Source organism: Lutimaribacter saemankumensis (assembly GCF_900100005.1).
Classification (GTDB): domain Bacteria; phylum Pseudomonadota; class Alphaproteobacteria; order Rhodobacterales; family Rhodobacteraceae; genus Lutimaribacter; species Lutimaribacter saemankumensis.
The window spans coordinates 673,011-698,247 of the sequence record NZ_FNEB01000001.1; the positions used below are offsets into that span (position 1 = coordinate 673,011).

Genomic DNA, 25,237 nt, shown 5'->3' on the forward strand with positions numbered 1-25,237 from the left:
GGCCCGCCCGTCAAGCATCAGGCCAGTGACGGCAGCCACAAGACGATGGCCGGGAACATCACCAGCAGCGCGATGGTCACCGCATCGGCGAGGAAGAACGGCATGACGCCCTTGAACACGTCCTGCACACTCAGATCGTCGCGCACGCCGGCCACGACAAAGCAATTCAGGCCGATGGGGGGCGTGATCAGGCAGAACTCGGCCATCTTCACCACCAGGATGCCGAACCAGATCGCGCACATCGGGCCGGACATGCCAAAGGCGCTGTCTGCCGCCGACACGAACTCACCCCCGTTCAGCGCCATGACCGCCGGGTAGACCACCGGCAAGGTCAGCAGCAGCATCCCAATCGCATCCATGAACATGCCGAGCACGGCATAGGCCAGCAGGATGCAGACCAGGATCACCCAGGGCGAGAAATGCAGCGAAGTGATCCAGGTGGCAAAGGCATCCGGCAGTTCGGCAAAGCCCAGGAAACGCACATAGATCAGGACGCCCCAGATGATCGTGAAGATCATGACCGTCAGCTTGGCGGTTTCGACCAGTGCCGATTTAAGCTCGGTCCAGCGCATGCCCCGGCCTAATGCCATCAGGAAGACGATGAAGGCCCCCAGCGCGCCGCCCTCGGTCGGTGTGCCCCATGCTTTCTCGCCGAACGGGTTGTAGACGAAGAAGATGATGATCACGACGACGAAAAGGATCGGCATCGCCGCGGGCAACGAGGCAAAGCGTTCACGCCAGGTGAACCCGCGCACCGGCGGGCCCACGGATTTGAAGATCACCGCGATGCCGATGATCAGCAGCGCATAGATCACCGCCGAGAACGCGCCGGGCACAAAACCCGCAAGCAGCAGCTTGCCCACATCCTGTTCGACGATGATCGCGTAGATCACGAGGATCGCCGAGGGCGGGATGAGCGAGGCAAGCGTGCCGCCCGCCGCCACGACGCCCGCGGCGAATTGCTTGTTATAGCCGATCTTCAGCATCTCGGGGATGCCGATGCGCGCAAAGACAGCCGCCGTTGCGACCGACGCGCCCGACACGGCGGCGAAACCGGCCGTTGCGAACACGGTGGACACCGCCAGCCCGCCCGGCACCCAGGCGATCCAGCGCTTGGCCGCCTCGAACAAAGCCCGCGTCAGGCCCGCGTAATAGGCAAGGTAGCCGATCAGGATGAAGGTCGGGATCAGGCTCAGCTCGTGGCTGGCCACCTTGGAATGGGGCACCTGCCCCGCCGTTTTCGCCGCGACCGTGATCGCCCAGCCCAGTTGTTCGGGGTCGAAGCCGCGTTTCGACCAGAAGACCAGGAACAGCCCCACAAGGCCCGCCAGCGCCGCGGCGAACGCCACGCGCATGCCCAGCAACACAAGCACGAGCATCCCACCCGACACCCATAGGCCGATATCGATAGGTTCCATGCGCTTACCCTTTCTCGCTGAGGGTTTCGGCCTCGGCCGCGGCCTGCGCGGCCGCGTCCTGCACCAGCGGCACCGCAACGGGGCTATCCAGCCCCAGCACCATCGCGCGCCCGTATCCGATGGCCTGCACGCACAGGCGCAGGCACAGCACGAAGAACGCCACCGGAACGATCAGTTTGGCCGGCCAGATCGGCAGGCCGATATCGATCGTTGAATCGCGGCTCCAGAGCGGGGCCGCGAAATCGAAGCTGCGCACGAAATGCGCCCAGCTGCCCCACAGAAGAAAGATCATCAGGAACAGGATCAACAGGACCGAGATCAGCTCGAACAGCCAAAGCGCCCTGCCCCCGAGCCGCGCGACCAGCAGGTCCATGCGGATATGCGTGCCATCGCGCTGCGCAAAGGACACCGCAAGGATCGCGATCAGCGGCATCAGCTGCATGATCCAGTCGACATAGCCTGAAAGCGGCGCGTTGAACAAAACCCGCCCGCCGACAGACCGGACGGCCAGGAACATCAGCGAAAGAACCGCCAACCCTGCAAGCAGGGCGAAGAACCTTTCCAGCCGCAACAGGCCACGATCAAGACGACTTAGAAGACTGCCGTCTTCCAACACGGGTGCTGCACCAGCCATACCCTGCCCCCCGACTTGTTTTTGTAAGAAATGCGAATAAGCCGCGCCGGGTCATCCCCGGCGCGGCCCAGGCGTTTCAGCGGCCTCAGTTCGAGGCGCGATGCTCTTCGAGCGTCTTGAAGACGAGATCGTACAGTTCCTGCGCGGGCATACCCTGCGCCGACATGTCGGCAATCCACTTTTCATGGATGGGCTTGCCGGCCACTTCGCGGAAGTTCGCCAGTTCCTCGTCCGAGATCATGACTTTCTGCACGTTCTTTTCAGCCAGAACGTCATCCCACCGCTTGAGCAGCTTGGCGTAGTTTTCAAGGTAGTAGTCGATCGCCTCGGACACGGATTCATCCAGCACCTTGCGGTGCTCGTCGCTGAGCGCGTTATAGGCGTCGATGTTCACCACGACCGGGCAGTTCACCGTGCCGGGGTTCAGGTTCGCCGTCCACCAGGTTGCCTGGTTGATGGTGCCGAAAGACAGGTGCGCGTGCTGGGCAAAGGCCACGGTGTCGACAACGCCCGATTCCATCGCCTGGTAGGCTTCGGACGAGGTCACCGAGGTGGGCACGCCGCCCACGGCGCGGAACGCTTCGCCCAGACCGCCGGTGGCGCGGACGCGCATGCCTTCGAATTCGCTCAGCTCGTCGCGCGGCTCGCCGGTGCCGACGAGGTTGTACTGCGGCATCGGGCTGGTCATCAGCATCTTGGCGTTCCACTGCGCCATTTCCTTTTCGACCGCCGGATGCGCATAGACCGCGTGGCTGACGGCCACTTCTTCCTTCAGGTCGCTGACGCCCAGGAACGGCAGTTCCAGCACGGTGATCGCGCGGTTCTTGTCGGGGTGGTAGCCCGCGCAGAACTGCGCCATCTCGAACGCGCCGATCGAAATACCGTCAAGGTTTTCGCGGTTGTTGGACAGGCCGCCATAGCTGACATTCATTGTGAATTCGCCGCCGGTCTTTTCCGAAACCAGCTCGGCCAGCTTTTCGATGTGCTCGGTGAAGGCGCGGCGCTTGCCCCAGACGGACACGTTCCATTCGGTCGCCATGGCCTCGGTTGCAAATGCGGTTGCAATGGCCGCCACTGCGACCTTCGACAGGATTTTCTGCATGTCTCACTCCCTGGATGACGGTTCGTTTGCCGAACCATTGCCGGGAAGCTAGCCCACAGGGCCAGACATGCCAAGGGGTCTGGTCAGAAAAGATGACCAATCGAGCGCCCTTTGCGCGGTTACGAAGCCGCGCGATGCGCCTCGGCCTCGGCTGCTAGCAAAGCGGCATTGCCTCCCGCCGCGGTGGTGTCGATGCAGATGTGACGCTCCAGCCGGCAACGCGGGGCAAGATCGCGGCCAGCGGCCAGCCCGATCAGCGCACCATCGCGGCCCGCCAAGGCCTGCCGTGCGGCGCGCAGGTCATCGGCGCCCGACCACAGCGCGACAAGGGCGATCCCCTGCAACGTTCCCAGCGCCGTGCGCGGCAGAAAGCCGTCGATGCCTTGCGCGGGCGGCACACCGGGCGCCACGGCCAGGGCCTGACATCCGGCATCGCGCGCACTGCGCAGCTGCTCGGCGGCATCGGCCGCCGTGGGCCCCAGGCACAGCACCGTGCCGCGGCCATAGATCGACAGGCGGTTCGATTCCCCCGTGGGTCCGGGAAGGTCCGTGACACTCATGCGCGGCAGCTCCAGCTTTGCCAGCGTATCGAGCCGCGCCTGCACCTGTGCCAGATCGACCGCGCCGCCCGGCACGACATCGCCATTCGGCAGCGTTTCGGCGGCAAAGCGCGGCACGTAGTTCGGCCCGCCCGCCTTTGGCCCGGTGCCTGACAGCCCCTCGCCGCCAAAGGGCTGGCTGCCCACGATCGCCCCGATCTGGTTGCGGTTCACATAGGCGTTGCCCACGCGCAGCCGGCTGGTGATCTGTTCGACCCGCCCGTCGATGCGGGTGTGCAGACCGAATGTCAGGCCATAGCCGCTTGCGTTCACCGCATCCACGACCCGGTCGATATCCTGTGCGCGGAACGTGGCGATGTGCAGCACGGGGCCGAAAATCTCACGTTCGAGACCGGCAATGCCCGACACGCGAATCGCGGCCGGCCCGATGAAATGCCCCTGATGCGGCGCATCGATCCGTTTCAGCAACCGCCCCTCGGCTTCGGCGGCGTCGATATAGGCCGCAAAGTCCGCTTGCGCGCGTTCGTCGATCACCGGGCCAACATCGGTGCTGTGATCCCAGGGATCGCCCAGCCGCAATTCATCCATCGCGCCAAACAGCATGTCGAGGAACGGCTTTGCGATATCCTCCTGCACGTAAAGACAGCGCAACGCCGAGCAACGCTGCCCGGCCGACTGAAACGCCGAGGCCACGATATCGCGCACCGCCTGTTCCGGCAGCGCGGTACTGTCCACGATCATCGCGTTCAGCCCCCCGGTTTCGGCGATCAGCGGCGCATCGGGCGCGACGTTTTCGGCCATCACCCTGTTGATCCGCTGCGCCGTCGCGGTCGAGCCGGTAAAGCACACGCCGTTCACGCGCGCATCGCCGGTCAAGCGCGCGCCCACCGTCGCGCCATGACCCGGCAAAAGCTGGATCGCATCACGCGGCACGCCGGCCTTGTGCATCAGTTCCACCGCCACATGCGCGGTCAGCATCGTGGCTTCGGCCGGCTTGGCCAGCACCGCGTTCCCGGCAGCAAGCGCCGCCGCGATCTGGCCGGTGAAGATGGCCAGCGGAAAGTTCCACGGGCTGATGCAGGTGAAAACGCCGCGCGGCCCCTGCGACAGCTCCTGCCCCCGCGCTGCGTAGTAGCGCAGAAAATCCACCGCCTCGCGCAACTCGGCCACCGCATCCTTCGGCGTCTTTCCCGCCTCGCGCGCGACAACGGCGAAAATCTCGCCGAAATTCTCTTCGTACAGATCGGCCACACGGTTCAGAACCTTCGCACGTTCCCCGGCATCCGCGCCCCAGGGCCGCGCCGCGGCAAGGGCCGTTTCCACATCGGCGTCGGAACACAACGTGACCTGGCCCACAACATCCTCGGGCCGGGCAGGATTGCGCACCTCGTGCGGCTCGCCGCCCACGACATCGCCCGCGATCAGCGGACCTGCCTGCCATCGCGTATCCCGATGGGGCATCCGCGCCTGTTCGATAAGCTCCAGGTCATGCGTTTCATGCAGATCGAAGCCGCGCGAATTGGGCCGCTCGGGACGGAACAAATCGGCCGGATCGCGCACCGCTGCCGATTTTTCAGTAACCGCGAGCGCCGCGAAAGGATCGGCGGCCACCTGCGACGGCGGCACGTCTTCATCGACGATCTGGTTGACGAAGCTGGAATTCGCGCCGTTTTCGAGCAGCCGCCGCACCAGATAGGCCAGCAGGTCGCGATGCGCGCCGACCGGCGCGTAGATGCGGCATCGGGTGCCGGACTCTTTCAACACCAGATCGTGCAGCGCCTCGCCCATGCCGTGCAGGCGCTGGAATTCGAAGGCGCCCTTGTCGCCCGCCATTTCCAGGATGGCGGCAACGGTATGCGCATTGTGCGTGGCGAATTGCGGATAGATGCGGTCGGTCATCCCCAGCAGTTTTTGCGCACAGCACAGGTAGGACACGTCCGTGGCGGGCTTGCGGGTGAAAACGGGAAACCCGTCCAGCCCCTCGACCTGGGCGCGCTTGACCTCGGTATCCCAATAGGCGCCCTTGACCAGCCGCACCATCAGCTTGCGTTCCAGCTCGGACGCCAGCGCATGCAGCCAGTCCAGAACCGGGGCCGCACGCTTGCCGTAGGCTTGAACCACCACGCCGAAGCCATCCCACCCGGCAAGGCGCGGGTCACGCAGAACCGCCTCGATCACGTCCAGCGACAGATCGAGCCTGTCGGCCTCTTCCGCGTCGATGTTCAGCCCCATCCCCGCCTGCCGGGCCATCAGCGCCAGCTCCAGCGTGGATGAGACCAGCTCGTCCATCACACGGTCGCGCTGACCGACCTCGTAGCGGGGATGCAGCGCCGAAAGCTTGATCGAGATGCCGGGATTGTCGCGAATGTCGCCGGATTTGCATTGCGCCGCCAGCCGCGTGATCGCGTCGGCATAGGCCGCGTGATACTTGGCCGCGTCCCGCGCGGTCAGCGCCGCTTCTCCCAGCATGTCGTAGGAAAAGCTGTATCCCTGCCGCGCGCGATCGGCCCCGCGCTTGACCGCCTCGCCGATATCGCGGCCCAGGACGAACTGGTGCCCCAACTCTTTCATCGCGCGCGCCACGGCCGACCGGATCACCGGCTCACCCAACCTCTTGACCGCGCCGTGCAGGACGCTGGCGATGCCGGGTTCCTCGTCCTCGCGCAGCACCTTGCCGGTCAGCATCAGCGCCCAGGTCGAGGCGTTGACCAGCGACGACGAGGACCGCCCCAGATGCGTGCCCCATTCGGACGGCGCGATCTTGTCCTCGATCAGGTCATCGATGGTTTCGCGGTCGGGGACGCGCAGCAACGCCTCGGCCAGGCACATCAGCGCGACACCTTCCTTGGTCGACAGACCGTATTCGGACAGAAAGACCTCCATCAGCCCCGGACGGCCGGCCCCGCGAATGCCTTCGACCAGGCGGACGGCGCGGGTATGCGCGGCCTGGCGCGTCGCCTGATCCACCGGGCTGCCTTCTTGCAGGGCGGTCAGCACATCGTCTTCGCTTGCATGATGCGCCGCGCGAATGGACTGGCGCAGGGACGTGAGGCGGGACATGGGCAGGCTCCTTTCAGCCGGAACGTATTCTTCGTCCGATGTTACCGCGAAAATCGCAGCTTTTTGTCCTGTTGATTGCGCCAAGACAGGCGGATAGCCTTTTTATGGAACTTCACGGAAGGACAAATGATGCCTATTAGGATCGAAACCGATCAACTGGACCGCATCGACCACAGGATTCTGCGCATACTCTCGGCCGACGGGCGGATTTCGATCGCCGATCTCGCCCGTCAGGTCGGGCTGTCGAAAAGCCCCGCGCAGGTGCGGGTCAGGAAACTGCAAGAGCATGGCTATGTTCTGGGCTATCGGGCGATGCTGAACCCCGCCAAGCTGGGGCTGGACCATGTTGCCTTTGCCGAGGTCAAGCTGACCGACACGACGGAAAAGGCGTTGTCCGCTTTCAACGCGGCGGTCATGAAGGTGCCCGAGATCGAGGAGTGCCACATGATCGCGGGCAGTTTCGACTACCTGATCAAGGTGCGCACCGCCGATATCCAAAGTTATCGCCAGGTACTGGGCGAAGTGATCTCGGCCCTGCCTCATGTCGGCGCGACATCGACCCATGTGTCCATGCAAGCGGTCAAGGAAAGCGGGCTGTAAAGGGTTTGTGCCGCGACTGCGTCGCGACACCCGATTGGGGGCTCCGCCCCCAAACCCCCGGGATATTTGCAGAAAGAGAAAACAAGGGGGGCCGAAGCCCCCCTCGCGAAAAGCCTGAGTGCTTTCCCTTTCACGGTCATCGGCGTCCCCGCCTGTTCCGCGCAGGCAGGACACCACCGAAAGATTAAGAAACCGTGTCTTTCTCTTTCGGAAAATATCCCGGGGTCTGGGGCAGAGCCCCAGGGCCTGCGCGGCCCGAGCGCATATCGGGAATGTGCGCGCAAAGCGCGCGCCGGCGGGTCACTTGCCGTAGTAGTCGCGGTACCAGGTCACGAATTGCGCGATGCCGTCGCGCACATCCGTTTCAGGGCGATAGCCTGTCAGCGTTTGCAGCAGCGTCGCATCCGCCCAAGTGGCGGGCACATCGCCCAATTGCATGTCCATCAGGTTGCGCTTTGCCGGGCGGCCGATGGCATCTTCGATGGCCGCGACGAAATCGAGCAACTTCACCTTTTCGGAATTGCCGATATTGACGATCCGGTAAGGCGCGACCGGCGACAGGCTGTCGCCTTCGGCAATATCATCGGGAGAGACCGGGCGCTCGGGCACCGCGTCGATCAGCAAGCGGATCGCGCGGACTAGGTCCGAGATATAGGTGAAGTCGCGATACATCTCGCCGTGATTGTAGATGTCGATCGGCCGGTCGTTCAGGATCGCATCGACAAACTTGAAATTGGCCATGTCGGGGCGCCCCCATGGCCCGTAGACGGTGAAAAACCGGAACATCGTCGTCGGCAGGTTCCACAGATGCGCATAGGCGTGCCCCATCGCCTCGGTCGCCTTTTTGGTGGCGGCATAGATCGTCAGCTGGGTATCGGCCTTGTCGGTTTCCGCATAGGGCATGTCCGTGTTGGCCCCATAGACCGACGAGGTCGAGGCCATGAGAAGGTGATCGACGCTGTGCCGGCGTGCGGCTTCCATCACGTTGAAGGTGCCGACCACATTGGCATCGACATAGGCGCGTGGCGCTTCGAGGCTGTAGCGCACACCGGCCTGGGCTGCGAGATGCACGATGACGTCGGGTGCGAACGCATCCACCGCCGCATCGAGCGCAGCCGTATCCTCCAGCATCGCCCGCGTGGTGGAAAAATTCGGCGATTGCAGCAGCATGGCCTCGCGACGCTCTTTCAGGGTGACGTCGTAGTAATCCGTCATCCCGTCATAGCCCGCGACCTGCCAGCCTTCGTCGAGCAAGAGTTGCGCCAGATGATAGCCGATGAAACCCGAAGTCCCGGTGATGAACGCCTTGCGCATGAAGCTGCCTTTTTCCTGCTTGCCCGCAGAGTTACCCGGCATCGCGGGCATGGGCAACGGCGGTGATCGCCTGCACCACGTCTTCGGGCCGCGTGCGGTGGTTGGTGATGGCTGCCCGCAGCGCGGTGATCCCGTCGATCGTCACCGTGGAAAACACCGCGTCACCGGACAATTGCAGATCCTGCGCGATCGCCGTGTTCAATGCGCTTTGCCCATCTGCCGGCAAGCGGGTATCGGCGGTAAAGACGCACAGGTTCGAAACCACCGGCGCCATGAGCCGCATATGCGGGTCCGCCGCAACCAGGTCGCCCATCTGCGCGGCGCGCGCGCAATTGTCGGCGATGGCCGCGCCCAGCCTTTCTGGGCCGTAGGCCACCAGCGCCGACCAGACCTTGAGCGCGCGGTTGCCGCGCGACAAGTCGACACCGTAATCGCAATACCACGGATCGCCCCCGGCCAGCCCCCTGTCCTGCCCTTCCAGATAGGACGGCCGGGCCGCGAAGGCCGCACGATGCGCTGCCTCGTCCCGGATCAGGACAAGCCCGCAATCGTAGGGCACGTACATCCACTTGTGAAAATCGCATGCCAGCGAATCCGCCCGGTCGATCCCCGTGACAAGACCGCTCCAGGGCGCACCCGCGATGCGCACCCAGGCGCCAAAGGCCCCGTCCACATGCAGCCAAAGCCCCTCGTCCCGCGCTATATCGGCCAGGGCGTTCAGATCGTCGAACCGTCCCAGGTCGACCGATCCGGCCGTGCCGATCACGGCAAAGGGCATCGCGCCTGCCGCGCGGTCGGCGGCGATGGCGGCGTGCAGGGCTCCGGTATCCATGCCCGCGTCGGTTTCGGGAATGGCACGCAGGTTGTCCGATCCGATCCCCAACAGTTCGAGCGCCTTCTTCGTGGCATTGTGCACGCCCGCGCCGGCATAGGCAGTCAGACGCGCCGCGCCCTGCCCGGTCTTGCGCACCTGCTGCCCCAGGGCCCGCACTCGCGCCGCCGCCAGCGCAATCACGGTGGCCTGGCTGGTGCCGGTGACCAGCACGCCGCTGGCCGTTTCGGGAAACCCGAACACCCCGCGCGACCAGTCGATCACCGCGCGTTCGACATAGATCGCCCCGTGGTCACGCCCGCCAAGATTGGCGTTCATCGTGGCGGCCACCATTTCCGACATCAGCCCCGAGGCCAGCCCGGTTCCATGCACCCAGCCGAAGAAGCGCGGATGGGTGTTTCCGGTGCCATGGGGCAACACGTCTGCGGCCAGTCTTTGGGCCAGAGTCGTTTCGCCCTGCCCCCCGCCGTCCAGCCGGTAGCCGGCTTTCACCGCCTCGGGTACGGACTGCCACGGATAATCGCGCGCGCCTTCCAGGCGGTCGAGACAGGCATCCAGCAGGGCATGGGCCGCGCGGCGGAACGCGGCGGGATCTTCGGGGTCGAGACCGTCGGTCATGGCAATCCTCCTGTCGGCACCATAGGCTTCGCCCGGAGCTTGCCAAGACTTTCCAGGTCAAGCGTCAGGGATCAGCCGTCGAAAGAGAACGCCGGGAGACTGTCGAGCGCCTCTTTCAGCGCGTCGCCCCACCCTTGCGAAATCGACCGGAAATACGGGTCTTCCAGTTCGATCCGCCCGCGCGGTCCGGTTTTGAAACTGTCGGTTTCATACAGATGGAAATCGAACGGTGCGCCCACGGTCAGATTGGCCTTGAGCGTGGAATCGAAGCTGACGAGCAGCAGCTTCATCGCATCCTCGAAACGCATTTCAGGGTCATAGGCCCGCACAAGGATCGGCCGGCCGTATTTGGTTTCGCCGATCTGGAAAAACGGCGTGTCGGTCCCGGCCTCGATGAAATTGCCTTCGGGATAGATCAGGAACAGGCGTGGCGGGCCGCCCTTGATCTGACCGCCCAGGATCAGCGTGGCATTGAACGTGCTGTCGGCGCGCTGGCCGGTTTCGGCGTGGTTGGCGATGACCTCGCGCAGGGTATCGGCCACCATGCCCGCCGCCTGGAACATCGACGGCGCAGCCATCAGCGAAGGTTGGCGGTCGGCCGGCGATTTGCTGCGTTCGTCCAGCAGGCTGACGACCGCCTGCGTGGTCGCCAGGTTGCCCGCCGCCATCAGCGTGATCAGGCGTTCGCCCGGCTCTTCCCAGATGGTCATCTTGCGGAAGGTCGAGATGTTGTCCAGCCCGGCATTGGTGCGGGTATCGGACATGAAGACAAGCCCACGGTCGAGCATCATCCCAACGCAATATGTCATCTTCCGCCTGCCTGTGTCCTACTGCTGCGCCTGCACCTCGATGCGCACATCGAGCGACTCGGCGTTTCCGCCGATCCGGGTTCCAGATACGGGCGCGGCGTCGGAATAGTCCAGCCCCGTCGCGACCCGGACATAGCGCGTATCGGGCGAAATGCCGTTGGACACGTCGAACCCGACCCAGCCTAACGCCTCGATATGGACTTCGGCCCAGGCATGCATGGCGTCCTGCGCCACGCGGTCTTCCAGCATCAGGTAGCCCGAGACATAGCGCGCCGGCAGGCCCATCTCGCGCGCGCAGGCGATGAAGATATGCGTGTGATCCTGGCAGACGCCGCGCCCTTCCTCGATCGCGTCCTCGGCCGTCCAGTCGGGATGGGACACGCCCACCTCGTAGGCGACGGCGTCACGGATCACGGCAAGAAGGCTGTGCATCTGCTCCAGATCCCCGTCCCCCTCGACCTGGCGCACAAGCCCGCGCACACCGGTGCGCGCCTTGGTGCGGTCGGTTTCGCGCTGGTACAGCCAGAGCGGCGCCGGGCCGCGATGGCGGCCGACGACGCCGTGGGTGTCGTTTATTTCGACCTCGCCGCGGCTGGTCACGACCAGCTCGGTCACGCCACGCTCAAAGCTGATCAGCTCGGTCACGTTGTGGTGGTAATCGTCAAAGCTCAGTTCCTTGATGCCGCCGGTGACCTGGGTTTCCCAGGCCAGCACCCATTGCTGGTGGCTGGTTTTCGGCGTCTTGCGCAACTGCTGCAGGCCATAGGATACCGGTGCGTCAAAACGGTAGCGGGTTTCATGTTGTATCTTCAGTCGCATCGGCCGCCCTATTCGTAGAACCTGTAATCGATCTCGATCTGGCGTGACAGATCGGCCATGAGGTCCAGCATCTTCTGGATGAAGTCGTGCAGGCCGAAATCGAAAATCGCCTCGACATCATGCGACAGGTACATCCGTTCGATGTGATTGACCTTTTGCAGCGATGGCGCAGTGCCGTTGTCCCCCGCCCCGAGGTAGCGCAGGTTGTCCTTGAGCTTGGACACGCAAAACGCCAGGCTGCGCGGCATCCGCTTGTCGAGGATCAGGAATTGCGTGATCTCGCGCGGGCCGGCGCGGCCGCCGTATTCCATGCGGAACCCGCCACGCGCCGAGACCGAGCGCAGGATCGTTTCCCACTGCACATTGTCCAGCGACGTCCCAACCGCGCGGGCCGAAGGCAAAAGCACGTAGTATTTCACGTCCAGGATGCGCGCCGTGTTGTCCGCACGTTCCAGGAAGGTGCCGATACGGGCGAAATCGTAGATCTCGTTGCGCAGCATCGTGCCATGGGTCATGCCACGCACCAGAGCGGTATGCTGTCGGATCGTGCCCAGCGCGGCCGGAAGATCGCGTTCCGACACCTTGCGCGCCAGCACATCGCGCGCGGTCATGTAGGCGGCATTGGTGGCTTCCCACACCTCGCCGGTGATGGCCGTGCGCACCAGCCGCGCGTTCTGCCGCGCCTGCGCGATGCAGGACATCACCGAGGACGCGTTGTCGCGCGACCGCAGCAGATAGTCGATCGCGGCATCCTTGGTCAGCTCGTCATGCTGCTCCAGATAGCCCGGCAAAACCGCCGCCGATTCCAGAACCGAGCGCCACTCCGCATCGCTGTCGCCCAGGCGCGTCAGCGCGATCCTTTGACCCGCCTCGATCAGGCGCGCGGTGTTCTCGGCGCGTTCGAGGTAGCGATACATCCAGAACAGGCCATTCGCCGTCTTGCCCAGCATGTGCCTACTCCTCCAGAACCCAGGTGTCCTTGGTGCCGCCGCCCTGGGACGAGTTCACCACCAAAGACCCCTTCTTCAGCGCCACACGCGTCAACCCGCCGGGGGTCACGCGGATGCCTTCGGGGCTGACCAGCACGAAAGGCCGCAGGTCCACATGGCGCGGCGTCAGGCCTGCGCGCGAAAAGATCGGCACCGTCGACAGGCTCAGCGTCGGTTGGGCAATATAATTGCCGGGGCGGGCCTTCAGTTTCTTGCGGAACTCGGCCAGATCCTTCTTGGTCGCGGTCGGGCCGATCAGCATCCCGTAACCGCCCGAGCCGTGCACCTCCTTGACCACGAGATCGGACAGGTTGTCGAGCACATAGGCCAGCGCCTCGGGCTCGGAACAGCGCCAGGTCGGCACGTTTTCCAGAAGCGGGCGTTCGCCGGTGTAGAACTCGACGATCTCGGGCATGTAGCTGTAGATCGCCTTGTCGTCCGCGATGCCGGTGCCGGGCGCGTTGGCGATGGTGATGCCGCCCGCACGGTAGACATCCATGATCCCCGCCACCCCAAGCTGGCTGTCGGGGTTGAAGTTCAGCGGATCGAGGAAATCGTCATCCACCCGGCGGTAGAGCACGTCGATCGGCTTGTAGCCGCGCGTGGTGCGCATGGCGACGCGTCCGTCCACGATGCGCAGGTCGTGCCCCTCGACCAGTTCGACACCCATCTGGTCGGCAAGGAAGGCATGTTCGAAATAGGCCGAGTTGTAGATGCCCGGCGTCAGCACCGCGACAACCGGGTCGCCCGTCGTTGCCGCCGGCGCGCAGGCGCCCAGCGACCTGTGCAGGTCGGCCGGATAGGTCTGGACCGGCTGAACGCGGTTCTGGCTGAAGAGTTCGGGGAACATCTGCAGCATGGTTTCGCGGTTTTCCAGCATGTAGCTGACGCCCGATGGCGTGCGCGCGTTGTCTTCGAGAACGTAGAACTCGCCCGGTCCGGTGCGCACAAGGTCGATCCCGACGATATGCGTGTAAACGTCGCCCGGAGGTGCGACACCGATCATATGCGGCAGGAACGCCTCGTTCCTGGCGATCATCTCGGCCGGCAGGCGGCCAGCCTTGATGATTTCCTGCCCGCCGTAGATATCGGCCAGAAAGGCGTTGAGCGCGCGCACACGCTGTTCGATGCCCCGGCTCAGGCGCAGCCATTCAGCACCCGAAATGATGCGGGGAATGATGTCGAACGGGATCAGCCGCTCTTCGGCCTCTGACCGTCCGTAAACGTTGAAGGTGATACCGGTGAGGCGGAACAGCTTTTCCGCCTCGCGTTGCTTGGCCCGCAGGCGTGCCGCGTCTTCGGCGCTGAACCAGTCATGGAATTTCTGATAAGGCGCACGAAGGCTGTCGTCGCTGCCCCACATCTCGTCGAAAATCTGCGTATCCGTCATTGCATGATCCTGAATGTGCCTCCATCAGAACATCGGCAGATGACCAGGGCCACACCGAAGTGACAGAAACCGGACGGCCGACCAAAAAACCGCACAAAAAGCCGACATATCGCACAAAATTCAGGCCCAGCTTTGCGCAGATGGACGATCAGGTCAAAACCTAACTGCCGCATAGGGCCGGCTTGCCGCGCCGGCCTGCCGGCCCTAACCTGTTGAAACAGCCGGAGACACGCGTGACATTCAGCCAGACCAAATCGATGCCCCGGGACGCATCGGCGCGCCGCATCGCGATCGTCGACATCGCACGCACCGCCGCCTTGCTGGGCATGATCCTGTTCCACCTTGTATTCGATCTGGCGATGTTCGGCTTTCTGCCCGCCGACACCGCGCGCAGTGCAGGCTGGCCTTTGTTTTCTAAACTCGTCGCCGGCAGTTTCCTGGGCCTCGCCGGGCTGTCGCTGTACCTGGCGCACGGTTCCCGTTTCCGACCGCGCGCCTACCTGAAACGCCTGATCCGCGTTGTGGCCGCCGCGCTGCTGGTTACGGCGGCGACCTATCTCGCGCAGCCCGACTTCTACGTCTATTTCGGCATCCTGCATTCCATCGCCGCAGCCAGCGTGATCGGGCTGGCGTTTCTGCGCGCTCCGGCTGTCGTGACGCTTGCGGCGGCGGTCGCAGCCTTCGCCCTGCCGGGCATATTCGACGCAAGGGGATGGTCCATCGACTGGCCGCTGTCGCTGGGTCTGTCGCAACAAATCCAGCCCGCAATGGATTTCGAGCCGGTATTCCCCTGGATCGCGCCTTTCCTGATCGGCATGGCGCTTGGGCGGATCGGACAGTACGCCGGTATCTGGGAAACACTCGCCTCTGTCGCCAGCGACGAAAACCGCCTCGTGCGCTTGGCTGCCTGGCCCGGACGGCACAGCCTGGCCGTCTACCTCGTGCACCAACCCATTCTGATCGGGCTCTTGCAGGCGTGGATGCTTGTCGCGCCTGCCTGACGTGGCCCAACGGGCTTAGCCAGCGCCAGCCGAAACGAGCGCCTTCCAGTGTTCCTGGTAGTCGGGGAAATCCCAGTAGACGAAATGCTTGCGCTCTTGCAGCAGATCGCCCGGCTTGCAATTGGCCAGCAAGCTGGGCTTGAACGGTGCACCGTCGAAGGTCAACCCGATCAGCGCCCTGCTGCGATAAGGGTTAAGCCCCAACCGGGTTTTCAACCGCGCCAGCCACGGCCAGTAAGGCGCCGAGAAACCGCGCCGGAACCGCGCGAACTTACGCAGAGAAAAACCCCTTGTGCGCCCCTGTGCCGACCAGCAGATGAATTGTTCGTCCGTACTCCATGCCCGGCTTTCCCCTGGCGTCAGCGGGCGGCGGTTTTCCGAGACAATGTCGTAATATCTCTGGAAATCCTCGTAGATGCCGTAAAAGTCGCGCGGCTTGAACAGCATCATGCTGGACGTGCCGTAAAAGTACTTGCCCTTTCGGAAGGTTCTTTCGATCCACGGGTATTTCCAGACTTGGACCATGTGAAACGGCAGCAGGTAAATCCCGGGGTTCTTTTCGTAGATAGCCAGAAGCTCGGCGATATCGCCGGTGATCATCGTGTCGAGATCGAAAAAGAAGGTCGGCAGATCCGGTGACAGAACGTCGGGATGGAACAGACCCAGCTTGAATTTGCAGCCTTCGCGCAGGCGTTCCATGTCCAGGCCTTGGGCCAGACCCGGATGCACGACCAGACGGACATCCGCCCCCAGATCACGATCGAGCCGGTCGGTCAGGCAAACGAAGTCTAGATCGAGCGCGGTTTTCGAGCGGATCTGCGACACCAGGCTTTTCACGAAAATCGGGTGATAGTAGTCGCCGTAAAGTACGAACGCGACCTGAGCGTCTGCCATCCGTGCCCCCCGTAGTCAGATCAAGCCCATCAACGGGCCGATGCGTTAAAGGATAGGCCGCAGATTTGCCAGACATTTCCTTGCCTGGGGGACAAGGCAGCTACGCCCAGAAGGCAAAATGCCCGCCCAGGACCGGACGGGCATTTTCAAAGACAAGTCATCTATGTCGCGCGGATGCGGCAGAGGGCGTCAGCCCGACATCCAAAGCGGATCAGGCCGCTTTCTTGCGACGGCGCGCCAGGAAACCTGCGCCGCCAAGCGCACCCAGCAACAGCGGCGGCGAGGCCGGAACCGGCACCAAAGCAGCGAAAGTTCACCACCGTTGAAAAAGCGGACACCAGTGTCGCGGTTTCACCGACAGGGCCAAGGCGTCCGCCGATACGCACACCATCGTCGAAGATGGCAAAGCCGTCATCATGCGTCACGGTAAAGTCGCCCGCACCGAAATTGGCCAGCGTGAACAGAAAGAAAGTGGTGGTTGCGTCGCCATCGTTGATGTTGGGATAGCTGCGCTGTGCATCCAGCGTGGCCGTTTGCTGCGGAACTGAGTCACAAATTCGTTTGAATGACTGCCGCGCGGATAAAGAGGCTGATACTTTGAGAGTCTATTAATGAGTATTGAATGCCGGATTTAACTGATAATGCGCGGCGCATCCGCGATGTGTACGGCAACAGCGGCGAAGAAGAGGATACTCCCAATCAACACGCATACATGCCAGATCGTGTTGTGATATGGGAGCCAATCGAGAAGGAAAAAGACTACGCCAACGGTATAAACAAGACCGCCTGCAATGATCAGAAACAGAACAGGTTCCGCAACCTCGGCCAAGAGTGATTGGCCAGCCCATACGACGGCCCAACCCATCATCAAGTAAAGAGCAAGCCCGAACCACCTAAAGCGATGAGGGTTGTACATCTTCAAGAGTGACCCAAGGGCTGCGGATGACCATAGGCCGACCAGCAAACCTGTCGTTTGAACTCCGGACATCAACAAGAACGGCGTATAGGTACCCGCGATTTTCACGTAGATTCCAGAGTGATCAAGGCGTCGAAAAAGTTCCGACCATTTTTCGCTCTCGATCATGTTGTGAAGAGCGGAAAAGGTTAACATCAGAACCAACGTAATCCCGTACACTGAAACACCTGCCAGAATGGTCGGCTCAGAGTGAATTGAGACAGTTGCCGTTACCAAGCCTGGGACCGCTACGAGCGCAAAGGTGATGCCGACAATGTGCACGATTCCGTCGCTTATCCGTTCAGCTCGGTCATATGCAGGACGGATATGCGCAAAAGACTTCATAATGCCCTAGTTTTCTGACTTGTTCGGAATGGCCTTGGAGGCGGTTGCATCGACCTCGAGCGATTTTCCAGCTTCGCGTTCTAGTCGCGCCTTACGCAAGTGCTCTGTCTTGCGTTCACGCTGCGCCTTCTCTTCGTTTAAGATCTCATTGGCCGCGCGCGTCGTTTTTTCCATCGCAGTTTCCGCGCGGGGTTTTCCGGGGTTAAACGGCTCAGACTTGGACAATTTCGACATCGTTAGGCCTCCTGAAAGAACGGATGGTCAGGGTTAAACTCCGGGCGATACTTCTACGAGGTCGTAGTCTGGTATGAACCCAGCGGTTCGCGCAGCAGAGACGAAAGCCAGGCGGGCGGCACTGACGGGAGCCAAACAGTTCATCGCCGCATCGATAAGTTCGATTGCGCGGTCCCGAGCTTTATCCGTCACTGGCCATTTCTTGTTCAACCAGTAATACGCCTGCTCAATCGTTGTGAATTTCTTGGTATCGCCATCTTCAGAGATAACCAGTGTCAGGGGGCTTCCCCAGTAAATTTCTATCATGGACTTCTTTCAAATCATAGTTCGCATACCCCTGCGAAATGCATCGGGGCTGCTTAAGAAGACGGGCGCTGCCGAGTGGCTGCCCCCGTCACAATGCCTTGGTAGCGAAGAATTATGCCAGAGCGAGATTACTCGCGGCCTCACGTCCATCGCGGCCACTCTCGACATCGAACGTCACGGCTTGACCGTCGTCCAGACGATCAATCCCAGCCCGTTCGAGCGTGGAAATATGAACGAAGACGTCTTTCTTTCCATTTTCCGGAGCAATGAAGCCGAAGCCTTTAGTTTGGTTGAACCATTTCACGGTGCCATTAGCCATCGTGTAGTCTCCATATATTCTTGCCGCCCACAGAATGCAGCGGCCCGGCCCAGTGTCGTCAAAAGATCAACTGAGGCCGTTAGGAGACAGAAGGTCGAAAGAAGATGCTTTGCACTACTAGAGGTAAGTTAGCGCCGTAACACTTACAAGTGCTGTTGGTTTTATTCTTCTCGAGATGAACCGCCGTCGGCCCTCACGCGTTTTCTTGCCGCAGCCCTTTTGTTCTTGCCGTAAGTTCGGGCTGGTTCATTGCTCCCGACACAGCGCAGTGTGGGGGCGTTTTCCTGGAGCAGTCCCGGGCAGATCAATCAGGAGCAAATGATTGGGTTGCTTGGAGCACAACTTTGGGCTCAAGCGGCCTTACACCGCTGCCCGACTGAACGACGGCTTTGCGGGACGGATCTGCCATTGGCTGAGTTTCGGCCAATGACTTCTCTATTTTGTCAGATCACCGAAAGCAGGTCAAATTCACTGAACTTGATCGCCATGCAACTCAATTCCGAAAGCCGATCTTCAAAAGGCGTTCAGCATGCACGCCTCGGGCACTTCGCGGACGTTCACTGCAGCCCAGCTTAAAGGATGCATTGCGGGACGAAGTGAGCTTTCGCTGCAATCGCTCCTACGGCAACTTTCGCCTCGCGTTCGGATCTACTGCGATCTGTCGTGCACGGCTGCTGAGCAATTCTCCGCGGGGATTTCTGGATCACGCGCGAGCCTCATGCATGGCCCTGATCATTCGCGCGTTTTCCAGGGCGATTACGCTTTGGGCGGCGAACATCTGTGCGAGCCGGGTGGCGTCATCTGAAAAGGGACGGACCGTTTGCCGGTAAAGCGCGAAAGCCCCGACCAATTCGTCTGCGGCCATCATCGGGATGGCGACAAAGGATCGTGCCCCGCCCAATTCGGCGGTGGCATAGCGCAAGGGATCGTCGGTTTTGTAAATGCTCTCAGATTTGACGTCGAAGATATTTATCACCTCGCGTTGAGCATCCATGCGGCCAAGCCCTGTCTGAGGGCTGACGGTGAACCAGCCCTGATCGTCGAACCATGTCTTGAAGTTTGACGGTATCCCCAGCGTGAATGTCGCGTGAAATTTCCTGTTCTGCCCGTATTCGAAGAGGATTCCGTACTCGGCGTCGCAAAGCTCTAACGCATAAGCCAGAATCAGGGGCATCACGGCGTCCAGGTCGCCTTTCGCCGCGCTGATAATCCGCAATACCTCGCTCAGGGCTTTTTCGCGGCTGATCGCTTCTTCGAGGCTCAGCGCCAGTTCTGACATCACAGCTGTCATTTCGGACTGGTCGCGAGGTTGCGAAGACCCTCCGCTAAGGTGCGTTGCCAGTTCCTGTTTCGAAGACACCTCTAGCTTTCGATAGATCGTCGCCAGATGCGTGCGCACCGTGGACGGGGCAATGCACAAGGTGTCGGCGATCGTCTGATAGGTCGCGCCACTGGCATAGGCATGCGCGATCTCCAATTCCCGTGGGCTAAGTTCGACTTGCTCTGACACGAATAACGCCTCGCTGGAAATGATGTGGTTTCAGTGTGGGCACGGTCGGAGCGATACGCAATCCTGCAAGTGCTGTACCGCAGATACTGCATGAATGATGCACATTTTACAGCATCTGCACGATACCCGGCGTGTCGGTCCCTGACCTAAGATAATCCGCATATCATCAGCATGGAGGACCTTCCGATGTCACGTTTTGAAGCCGCAAAAGCCTTTTTCGAAGCCTGCGAAACCGGCAAGGGATGGGATGGGTGCAAAGCTTTCTGCCAAGATGGCGCGACTTTTTCCTGTCAGGCAGATGCGCTTGCTGACACCAATACCCTCGCAGACTATGCCGAATGGATGAAAGGCCTGCTGACGCCTGTGCCCGATGGGCGCTATGTGCTTAAGGCGTTTGCCTTTGACGAAACGCATGGCACGGCAGTGGCGGCGGCCGAATTCCACGGGACACAGACCGGCGAAGGCGGGCCAGTGCCGCCCACGGGCAGATCAGTCGTTTCCGACTACGCTTATGTCATGCACTTCGACGGTGACAAGATCAGCCACATGACCAAGATCTGGAATGATGTGCACGCCCTGCGCGGGCTGGGCTGGGCGTAATGCGCTGGCGTATACTGGCACTTCTGTTTCTGGCCCGCATCGGACTTGGGTTTCAGTTTCAGACAGTGGCCTCCGTGGGCGATGATTTGATCGTCGCCTTCGGGCTTGATTACGCGGGGATCGGTTTCCTGATCGGTCTCTTCATGGCCCCCGGACTGTTTCTGGCCATACCGGCCGGGTATTGGGGCCGATATGTTTCGGATCGCATCATGGTGGTGATCGGTTTGGGCGCACTGGCATTGGGTGGGGCCGTATCGTCCTTCGCAACAGAAAGCTGGGCTATTGGGCTGGGTCGCATATTTGCCGGCGCAGGCTTTCTGTTTACCACGCTCTATTTCACGAAAATGGTCGCGGATTGGTTCGAAGGGCGTGAAATCGCGACCGCCATGAGCATCCTTGTCATGTCTTGGCCATTCGGAATCGCCATGGGTCAGGTCGGCCACGCGTGGCTTGCGCAGGCTTTCGGTTGGCAGGTTCCGTTTCAGGTGGCCTCTGTTTACTGTCTGCTCGCCGCGCTCGGGGTGTTTCTGTACTACAGATCGCCACATGATCTACCGCCAGAAAAAGGTGGCTCGGGCGCTGTACTAACAGGTCAAGAATGGCGATTGGTTCTTTGTGCCGCTGCCGCGTGGGGTGTGTTCAACGCCGCCTACGTCACCTATCTATCGTTTGGTCCGAAGGTTCTCGAAGACCTTGGCCAATCCGCCATCGCCGCCGCAAGCATCGTCAGCATCGGGAGTTGGTTGATGATCCTGTCAGGTGCCGCGTGCGGGCAGGTTGTAGACCGCTTCGGCGGACGAAATGTAGTATTGACCATTTGTATGGCAGGCGCGGTCGTTTCTCTCATGCTGCTTGGCGTCCAAGGGGCCGGGCTGGGCGCGAGCGTGCTGTTCGGTCTGATCGGCATGGCACCGGCGGGCGTCATCATGGCAATGGCGGGACAAGCCATGCGGCCACAGGTGCGCGCCTTCGGGATGGGCATCTTCTTTACCGTCTACTACACGATCATGCTGGTCACGCCCCCGGCCGCTGGTGCAATCCTGGATGCGACGGGCAGCGCGCAGGGGCCGATATGGCTAGCCATCGTCCTGTTTACCGCGGTCGTCCCGCTAGGCCTCGCGTTTCAATATTTCAAAAGAACGCCTCTCGCAGGTGTGGAAAGGAAAGTCGGATGACGGATGTTCGCAAAACAGTTTTCTTCCGGGAGAATATCACCGCCGATGAAATGGGCAGGTCAAGTGATCCGATCACCCGCGTCGCGGTCGCGGCCGTCTTGAGAAACCCTTTTGCCGGAGTTGACCAAGAAGACCTGTCGCAGCTGTTCGAGTTAAGTGCGGAACTTGGTCAATCCTTGGCAGACGAGCTTGTGAACATGCTGAGTGAGGCACCTGTTTGCTACGGCAAGGCGGCTCTCATCGGATCGTCCGGCGCGATGGAGCATGGTGCCGCTGTACTTCATCCCGCCCTTGGCAAACCCGTGCGAGCAGCCATCGGTGGCGGCAAGGCCCTGATGCCGTCAAATCACAAGGTCGGCCCTTTGGGCGGGTGCATTGACTTGCCGCTTGGGCATAAGGACGAGCCTTGGTCGTTTGATCATATCGACACGATGACGCTTTGCGTGCCGGATGCACCGCGGGCAGACGAAATCGTGCTGTGCATTGGTCTCTCAGACGGAACCCGTGCAAATCCAAGAGTTGGAAAAGGCCCAACCCAATCCTAACCATTCAAATCCTTCGCACAGGTACCGCATAGCGGTCGTTTAAATAAGTCGCAGCAATGGTCGAAGTGGGCACTGTGCCGCCGTTCGCTGTGATCCCGTCCACCGACTGCTTTGCGGGACAAAACTGCCGTTCGATGCATTGTAGCCGGCTGGTCAGCTTGTAAGCCCGCTTGGCGGGTTAGAGCGGCATCGCCACAATTTGGCCTCCGTTGTTAACTAGTTTTCTTAAGCCTTGGAACAGTCGCGGAACCAGAGACATGACCAACCTTCTGAAAGCATCAACAATTGCCTTTGCAGTATTGACCCTGAGTTTTGCGGCAAGTTTGTCGATGATTGCGACGGAAATTTCTGCCAAGGGCAACGGTGGCGGTGGCGGCAACGGCGGCGGCAACGGAGGTGGCAACGGCGGCGGCAATGGCGCTAGCAACGCTGGAGGCAATGCTGGCGGTCATGGTGGCGGCAAAGGCGGGGGCCATGGGGTCGGGCACAGCGGTCAACACGGCGGCGGACATGGGCTGGGCAACGCAAATGGCCACGCGAAAGGGTCTTCAAGCCAGTCTATGAAAGGCAAAAGCGCGAATGCAAAAGGCAAGTCAAACGCGAAGGGCCACAATTCTGCAAACCCGGGGAAAGGATCCATCGCGTCTGGGATGAAAGGGCTCAATGCCGTGAATGCCAGTGCAACAGCCTTCGCAAATGCGGCGCCCAACAGTATGGTTGGCCAGATTGCCCAGTATAGCGACTCTCTGAGCAGCTTGTCAGAAGCACAAATTGCCCAGGAGGAGGCCAATACCGCTATCTCGGCGGCCCAGGCATCCATAAGCGAAGCCGAGGCGGCCGTAGCAGAGGCGCAAGAGGCCGTCGATACTGCCGCAGACGAAACCGCCGCAGCCGAAGCAGAGGCGAGCCTTGCAGAAGCTCAAGCAGAGTTGGCGGATGCAGAAGCCGCGATGGCCGAGGCCGAAGAGGCAGCAGTGGCAGCGGAAGAAGCGGTTGCAGAAGCAGAAACCGCTGTCGATGACATGAGCGCAGCACTTGGCCTTGGCAGCCTGTCCGAAGAGGCGCTTAGTGCGTTCCATGGTCAACTGGCCGGCAAATAACTCAATCTCGGTGAAGAGCTCTTGCAAAGCGAGAAAATCATGAACGGTGCGCATTGAAATTCGCCGACTGATATTTCTTCCGGGAAAAACCCACTTTCGGAATGAAGCGGTAAAGACGCTACGGGAACGGCTTAGGTGCTTCGACAAGGAAAATTTCTTTCTGCGGTTCTACTATCCGCCTTGGCCGTGCTGGCTGCTGCAGTCTTAGTGCTTTCGTGGGGGGCGTGGGGTTCCGGTCCAACCGCTGCCAAGGCTGAAACTGTGCCCGATACCGGTAATAGCCGGACAGTAACCAAGTCGCCGGGCGATGGTAAAAGCCCTGAAGACCTTGAACCTACCGGTGTTTCCGAAATCGAAGGAAAGCTGAAAACGGCGCTTGGAGAGTGCTTTGACTACCCCGAAAAGGTTTCTCCAGACACCGAAGTGACACTCGCATTCACCCTTGATGAACAGGGCGAACTTGTGGGCATCCCGCAGCTTACCGACGATCCAGACAAGACGCCCGATGTTCGACGCCTTTATCTGGGTGGTCTGCTCGCGCTGGAAAACTGTGCGCCTTTTACCGTAGGCGGAACACGAGGCACTTTCAGAGCCACGATCGCAGACACCGGCATCGACTCCGTGAAAGACTTGTCTAAAGCCGAGCCTGAACAAAAACCGTCTGTCCAAGTGGCCAAACGGGTCGTGCATAGCACCGCGAGCCAGGCGTCTGAAGATGCGCTCTCTCTCGATAGATCCGCCCGTGTCGAGATCCAGCGCCGTCTGAAGCTGTTGGACTTTGATCCGGGGGGTGTCGACGGCGTTTTCGGAAAAAACAGTCGCAACGCGATTACTTCTTGGCAAGAAGACAAGGGGTTCCCGGTCAGCGGGCACCTGAACGCGATTCAGTTGTTGGCTTTGAATGCTCAAAGCCAAGCCAAGTATGACGCGTACCAATCCACAAATCCGGGTGCCGAGGAACGAAAAACGCGCGTGCGGGTTTGTCGTCGCATTGGGGTTCTGGGAATAAAAGTCTGCAAAGATGAATATCGGTAAGCTGAAAACTCAATTCAGCTCGAGCAGAAAAACCCTGATTTGCCGGATTAACAGTGTTTGGCACGACCGTGGTGCCGTGTAGCTGACGATCAAGAAATGGACCTGCCCCTCGTCCCGTTGAGGGGGCGTCTTGGGATCGAAGCCGATGTTTGCTGTGACAAAATCAATGGCCGTTCTGGGCCATGAAGGTCGAATCTATGCTTCCGGTATACTGCTTGCGCCAGCGATAGTACGTCTGTTCAACAACGCCGATCTGTCGGATCGCGTCGAGACGGGACATGCCCTGTCCCATCAGCACCTCAACCTGTCGTAACTTCGAGACAATCTCTTCGGGCTTGGGTCGCCTGTTTGCCATTCTCGGTCCTCCGTTTCCTAAACATAGTGGTGGACCAGTTCAGTTGGGGAGGCTCACAAGGTTCGATTTGTGTGAATAATGGGAGGCACCTTGAAACAATGAGGTGCCCCATGCGCTATATAACTTTCCGCGATCTGCAAGAGAAACTTGGCGGCAGAAGCCGCAGTTCGCTCTATCGAGACCTGGAACTCGGTCGACTGCCACAACCGATTAAGTTTGGCTCTCGCGTGTACTGGAAGGAATCCGACATAGATGCCGCGCTCGAAGCGTTGGCTGAATGAGAACTACCCCCGACCATCGGGAAACCGTGGCGCTGGGGGTAGTCGTGTTCCTGGAAAGAACTCCGCGACTATACGCCCAGCGCCTTTCAACTTCAATGAAAGGTGACTTATGACACGACAAAAATGGTACTCTGGTGCCACCCAGGTCTACTGGACCTGCAAGGCGCTGCTGGAAGGCCGCGCAATCTCACACAAAACCGAAATCCGCGAGGTTCGCGGCTGGCGATTGGGGGCAATCATCCACCGCCTGCGCCATGAGTTTGGCTGGCCCATCGTCACGGAATACCGAGGGCCTGACCATGTGGCCTATTATTCGCTGGCCCCAGGCTCCGACAAAGCCGCCCTGCGCTTCCCCAGATCGGCCCGTGCATTGGCTGAAGGGGGTGAAGGATGAAGCAGGCACGTATCGCCTATCTGCGCCGTGCATTCGGGTTTTC

The 25,237-nt window shown here is 61.1% G+C and carries 27 protein-coding genes and 1 pseudogene; 10 read left to right on the top strand and 18 right to left on the bottom strand.

Annotated features, from left to right (window positions below; genetic code table 11):
• Positions 1 to 17 precede the first annotated feature (17 nt).
• From BLT50_RS03300 to putA, 4 genes are all read right to left on the bottom strand, one after another.
• Positions 18 to 1,418, bottom strand: a complete 1,401-nt coding sequence (locus BLT50_RS03300) for a TRAP transporter large permease (RefSeq protein ID WP_090026414.1) — start codon at positions 1,416 to 1,418, stop codon at positions 18 to 20.
• 4 nt (positions 1,419 to 1,422) lie between these two features.
• Entirely contained in the window at positions 1,423 to 2,052 is a 630-nt protein-coding gene (locus BLT50_RS03305; protein WP_090026416.1) for a TRAP transporter small permease subunit, read from the bottom strand.
• Between the two features lie 85 nt (positions 2,053 to 2,137).
• Positions 2,138 to 3,154 (bottom strand): TRAP transporter substrate-binding protein DctP, encoded by a 1,017-nt coding sequence (dctP, locus tag BLT50_RS03310; protein ID WP_090026418.1) that lies wholly within the window; start codon positions 3,152 to 3,154, stop codon positions 2,138 to 2,140.
• A 119-nt stretch (positions 3,155 to 3,273) separates the two neighbouring features.
• The gene (gene putA, locus BLT50_RS03315; protein WP_090026420.1) at positions 3,274 to 6,774 is read right to left on the bottom strand and encodes a bifunctional proline dehydrogenase/L-glutamate gamma-semialdehyde dehydrogenase PutA; all 3,501 of its coding nucleotides are present in this window, start codon (positions 6,772 to 6,774) and stop codon (positions 3,274 to 3,276) included.
• A gap of 126 nt (positions 6,775 to 6,900) precedes the next feature.
• On the opposite strand from putA, the gene BLT50_RS03320 reads away from it, so the two are divergent.
• Positions 6,901 to 7,374 carry an Lrp/AsnC family transcriptional regulator gene (locus tag BLT50_RS03320; RefSeq protein ID WP_245723265.1) on the top strand — a complete coding sequence of 158 codons (474 nt, stop codon included), beginning with the start codon at positions 6,901 to 6,903 and terminating at the stop codon, positions 7,372 to 7,374.
• Between the two features lie 300 nt (positions 7,375 to 7,674).
• On the opposite strand, the gene BLT50_RS03325 is transcribed toward BLT50_RS03320, so the two are convergent.
• From BLT50_RS03325 to BLT50_RS03350, 6 genes are all read right to left on the bottom strand, one after another.
• Complete coding sequence (locus BLT50_RS03325; protein WP_090027054.1) at positions 7,675 to 8,688, bottom strand: SDR family NAD(P)-dependent oxidoreductase; 1,014 nt, start codon at positions 8,686 to 8,688, stop codon at positions 7,675 to 7,677.
• A 31-nt stretch (positions 8,689 to 8,719) separates the two neighbouring features.
• Positions 8,720 to 10,138 (bottom strand): pyridoxal phosphate-dependent decarboxylase family protein, encoded by a 1,419-nt coding sequence (locus BLT50_RS03330; protein ID WP_175491378.1) that lies wholly within the window; start codon positions 10,136 to 10,138, stop codon positions 8,720 to 8,722.
• Positions 10,139 to 10,209: 71 nt separating this feature from the next.
• The gene (locus BLT50_RS03335; RefSeq protein ID WP_175491379.1) at positions 10,210 to 10,947 is read right to left on the bottom strand and encodes a proteasome-type protease; all 738 of its coding nucleotides are present in this window, start codon (positions 10,945 to 10,947) and stop codon (positions 10,210 to 10,212) included.
• Positions 10,948 to 10,965: 18 nt separating this feature from the next.
• Positions 10,966 to 11,766, bottom strand: coding sequence for a transglutaminase family protein (locus BLT50_RS03340; protein WP_090026426.1), 801 nt, complete (start codon positions 11,764 to 11,766; stop codon positions 10,966 to 10,968).
• Between the two features lie 8 nt (positions 11,767 to 11,774).
• Positions 11,775 to 12,716: an alpha-E domain-containing protein gene (locus BLT50_RS03345; protein WP_090026428.1), complete on the bottom strand. Its 942-nt coding sequence runs from the start codon at positions 12,714 to 12,716 to the stop codon at positions 11,775 to 11,777.
• Between the two features lie 4 nt (positions 12,717 to 12,720).
• The gene (locus BLT50_RS03350; RefSeq protein WP_090026431.1) at positions 12,721 to 14,145 is read right to left on the bottom strand and encodes a circularly permuted type 2 ATP-grasp protein; all 1,425 of its coding nucleotides are present in this window, start codon (positions 14,143 to 14,145) and stop codon (positions 12,721 to 12,723) included.
• Between the two features lie 212 nt (positions 14,146 to 14,357).
• Between BLT50_RS03350 and BLT50_RS03355 the strand changes: the two genes are divergently transcribed.
• A complete protein-coding gene (locus BLT50_RS03355; protein WP_245723266.1) occupies positions 14,358 to 15,146 on the top strand; it encodes a heparan-alpha-glucosaminide N-acetyltransferase in 789 nt (262 codons plus the stop codon).
• A 15-nt stretch (positions 15,147 to 15,161) separates the two neighbouring features.
• On the opposite strand, the gene BLT50_RS03360 is transcribed toward BLT50_RS03355, so the two are convergent.
• Entirely contained in the window at positions 15,162 to 16,040 is an 879-nt protein-coding gene (locus BLT50_RS03360) for a hypothetical protein (RefSeq protein WP_090026433.1), read from the bottom strand.
• A 211-nt stretch (positions 16,041 to 16,251) separates the two neighbouring features.
• On the bottom strand, positions 16,252 to 16,338 hold the full coding sequence (locus BLT50_RS19765; RefSeq protein WP_425433934.1) for a VPLPA-CTERM sorting domain-containing protein: 87 nt from the start codon (positions 16,336 to 16,338) through the stop codon (positions 16,252 to 16,254).
• Positions 16,339 to 16,456: 118 nt separating this feature from the next.
• On the opposite strand from BLT50_RS19765, the gene BLT50_RS19680 reads away from it, so the two are divergent.
• Positions 16,457 to 16,588, top strand: a complete 132-nt coding sequence (locus BLT50_RS19680; RefSeq protein WP_281241580.1) for a hypothetical protein — start codon at positions 16,457 to 16,459, stop codon at positions 16,586 to 16,588.
• Positions 16,589 to 16,671: 83 nt separating this feature from the next.
• On the opposite strand, the gene trhA is transcribed toward BLT50_RS19680, so the two are convergent.
• The 5 genes from trhA to BLT50_RS03390 all read right to left on the bottom strand — a co-directional run bounded on the left by trhA (position 16,672) and on the right by BLT50_RS03390 (position 19,709).
• Positions 16,672 to 17,340, bottom strand: a complete 669-nt coding sequence (trhA, locus tag BLT50_RS03370) for a PAQR family membrane homeostasis protein TrhA (protein WP_090026436.1) — start codon at positions 17,338 to 17,340, stop codon at positions 16,672 to 16,674.
• Between the two features lie 6 nt (positions 17,341 to 17,346).
• On the bottom strand, positions 17,347 to 17,574 hold the full coding sequence (locus BLT50_RS03375) for a hypothetical protein (protein ID WP_090026439.1): 228 nt from the start codon (positions 17,572 to 17,574) through the stop codon (positions 17,347 to 17,349).
• A 33-nt stretch (positions 17,575 to 17,607) separates the two neighbouring features.
• Positions 17,608 to 17,880: a DUF982 domain-containing protein gene (locus tag BLT50_RS03380; protein WP_090026441.1), complete on the bottom strand. Its 273-nt coding sequence runs from the start codon at positions 17,878 to 17,880 to the stop codon at positions 17,608 to 17,610.
• 112 nt (positions 17,881 to 17,992) lie between these two features.
• Positions 17,993 to 18,199 (bottom strand): cold-shock protein, encoded by a 207-nt coding sequence (locus tag BLT50_RS03385; protein WP_090026443.1) that lies wholly within the window; start codon positions 18,197 to 18,199, stop codon positions 17,993 to 17,995.
• A gap of 703 nt (positions 18,200 to 18,902) precedes the next feature.
• Positions 18,903 to 19,709 (bottom strand): LuxR C-terminal-related transcriptional regulator, encoded by an 807-nt coding sequence (locus tag BLT50_RS03390; RefSeq protein ID WP_090026445.1) that lies wholly within the window; start codon positions 19,707 to 19,709, stop codon positions 18,903 to 18,905.
• 186 nt (positions 19,710 to 19,895) lie between these two features.
• On the opposite strand from BLT50_RS03390, the gene BLT50_RS03395 reads away from it, so the two are divergent.
• The 5 genes from BLT50_RS03395 (at position 19,896) to BLT50_RS03415 (ending at position 24,164) form a co-directional block, all read left to right on the top strand.
• A complete protein-coding gene (locus tag BLT50_RS03395; protein ID WP_090027058.1) occupies positions 19,896 to 20,309 on the top strand; it encodes a nuclear transport factor 2 family protein in 414 nt (137 codons plus the stop codon).
• Positions 20,309 to 21,484: an MFS transporter gene (locus tag BLT50_RS03400; protein ID WP_090026447.1), complete on the top strand. Its 1,176-nt coding sequence runs from the start codon at positions 20,309 to 20,311 to the stop codon at positions 21,482 to 21,484. The genes BLT50_RS03395 and BLT50_RS03400 overlap by 1 nt, the downstream gene beginning before the upstream one ends.
• Entirely contained in the window at positions 21,481 to 22,029 is a 549-nt protein-coding gene (locus tag BLT50_RS03405; RefSeq protein ID WP_090026449.1) for an amino acid synthesis family protein, read from the top strand. The genes BLT50_RS03400 and BLT50_RS03405 overlap by 4 nt, the downstream gene beginning before the upstream one ends.
• 257 nt (positions 22,030 to 22,286) lie before the next feature.
• Positions 22,287 to 23,129 carry a hypothetical protein gene (locus BLT50_RS19210; protein WP_175491380.1) on the top strand — a complete coding sequence of 281 codons (843 nt, stop codon included), beginning with the start codon at positions 22,287 to 22,289 and terminating at the stop codon, positions 23,127 to 23,129.
• A gap of 135 nt (positions 23,130 to 23,264) precedes the next feature.
• Positions 23,265 to 24,164: a peptidoglycan-binding domain-containing protein gene (locus BLT50_RS03415; protein WP_090026451.1), complete on the top strand. Its 900-nt coding sequence runs from the start codon at positions 23,265 to 23,267 to the stop codon at positions 24,162 to 24,164.
• Positions 24,165 to 24,366: 202 nt separating this feature from the next.
• Here BLT50_RS03415 and BLT50_RS03420 read toward each other — a convergent pair.
• A pseudogene (locus BLT50_RS03420) lies at positions 24,367 to 24,519 on the bottom strand (IS3 family transposase); the annotation flags it as partial.
• Between the two features lie 110 nt (positions 24,520 to 24,629).
• Between BLT50_RS03420 and BLT50_RS03425 the strand changes: the two are divergent.
• Positions 24,630 to 24,800, top strand: coding sequence for a helix-turn-helix transcriptional regulator (locus tag BLT50_RS03425; RefSeq protein WP_090027060.1), 171 nt, complete (start codon positions 24,630 to 24,632; stop codon positions 24,798 to 24,800).
• Positions 24,801 to 24,909: 109 nt separating this feature from the next.
• Entirely contained in the window at positions 24,910 to 25,194 is a 285-nt protein-coding gene (locus BLT50_RS03430; RefSeq protein WP_090026453.1) for a hypothetical protein, read from the top strand.
• Positions 25,195 to 25,237 lie beyond the last annotated feature (43 nt).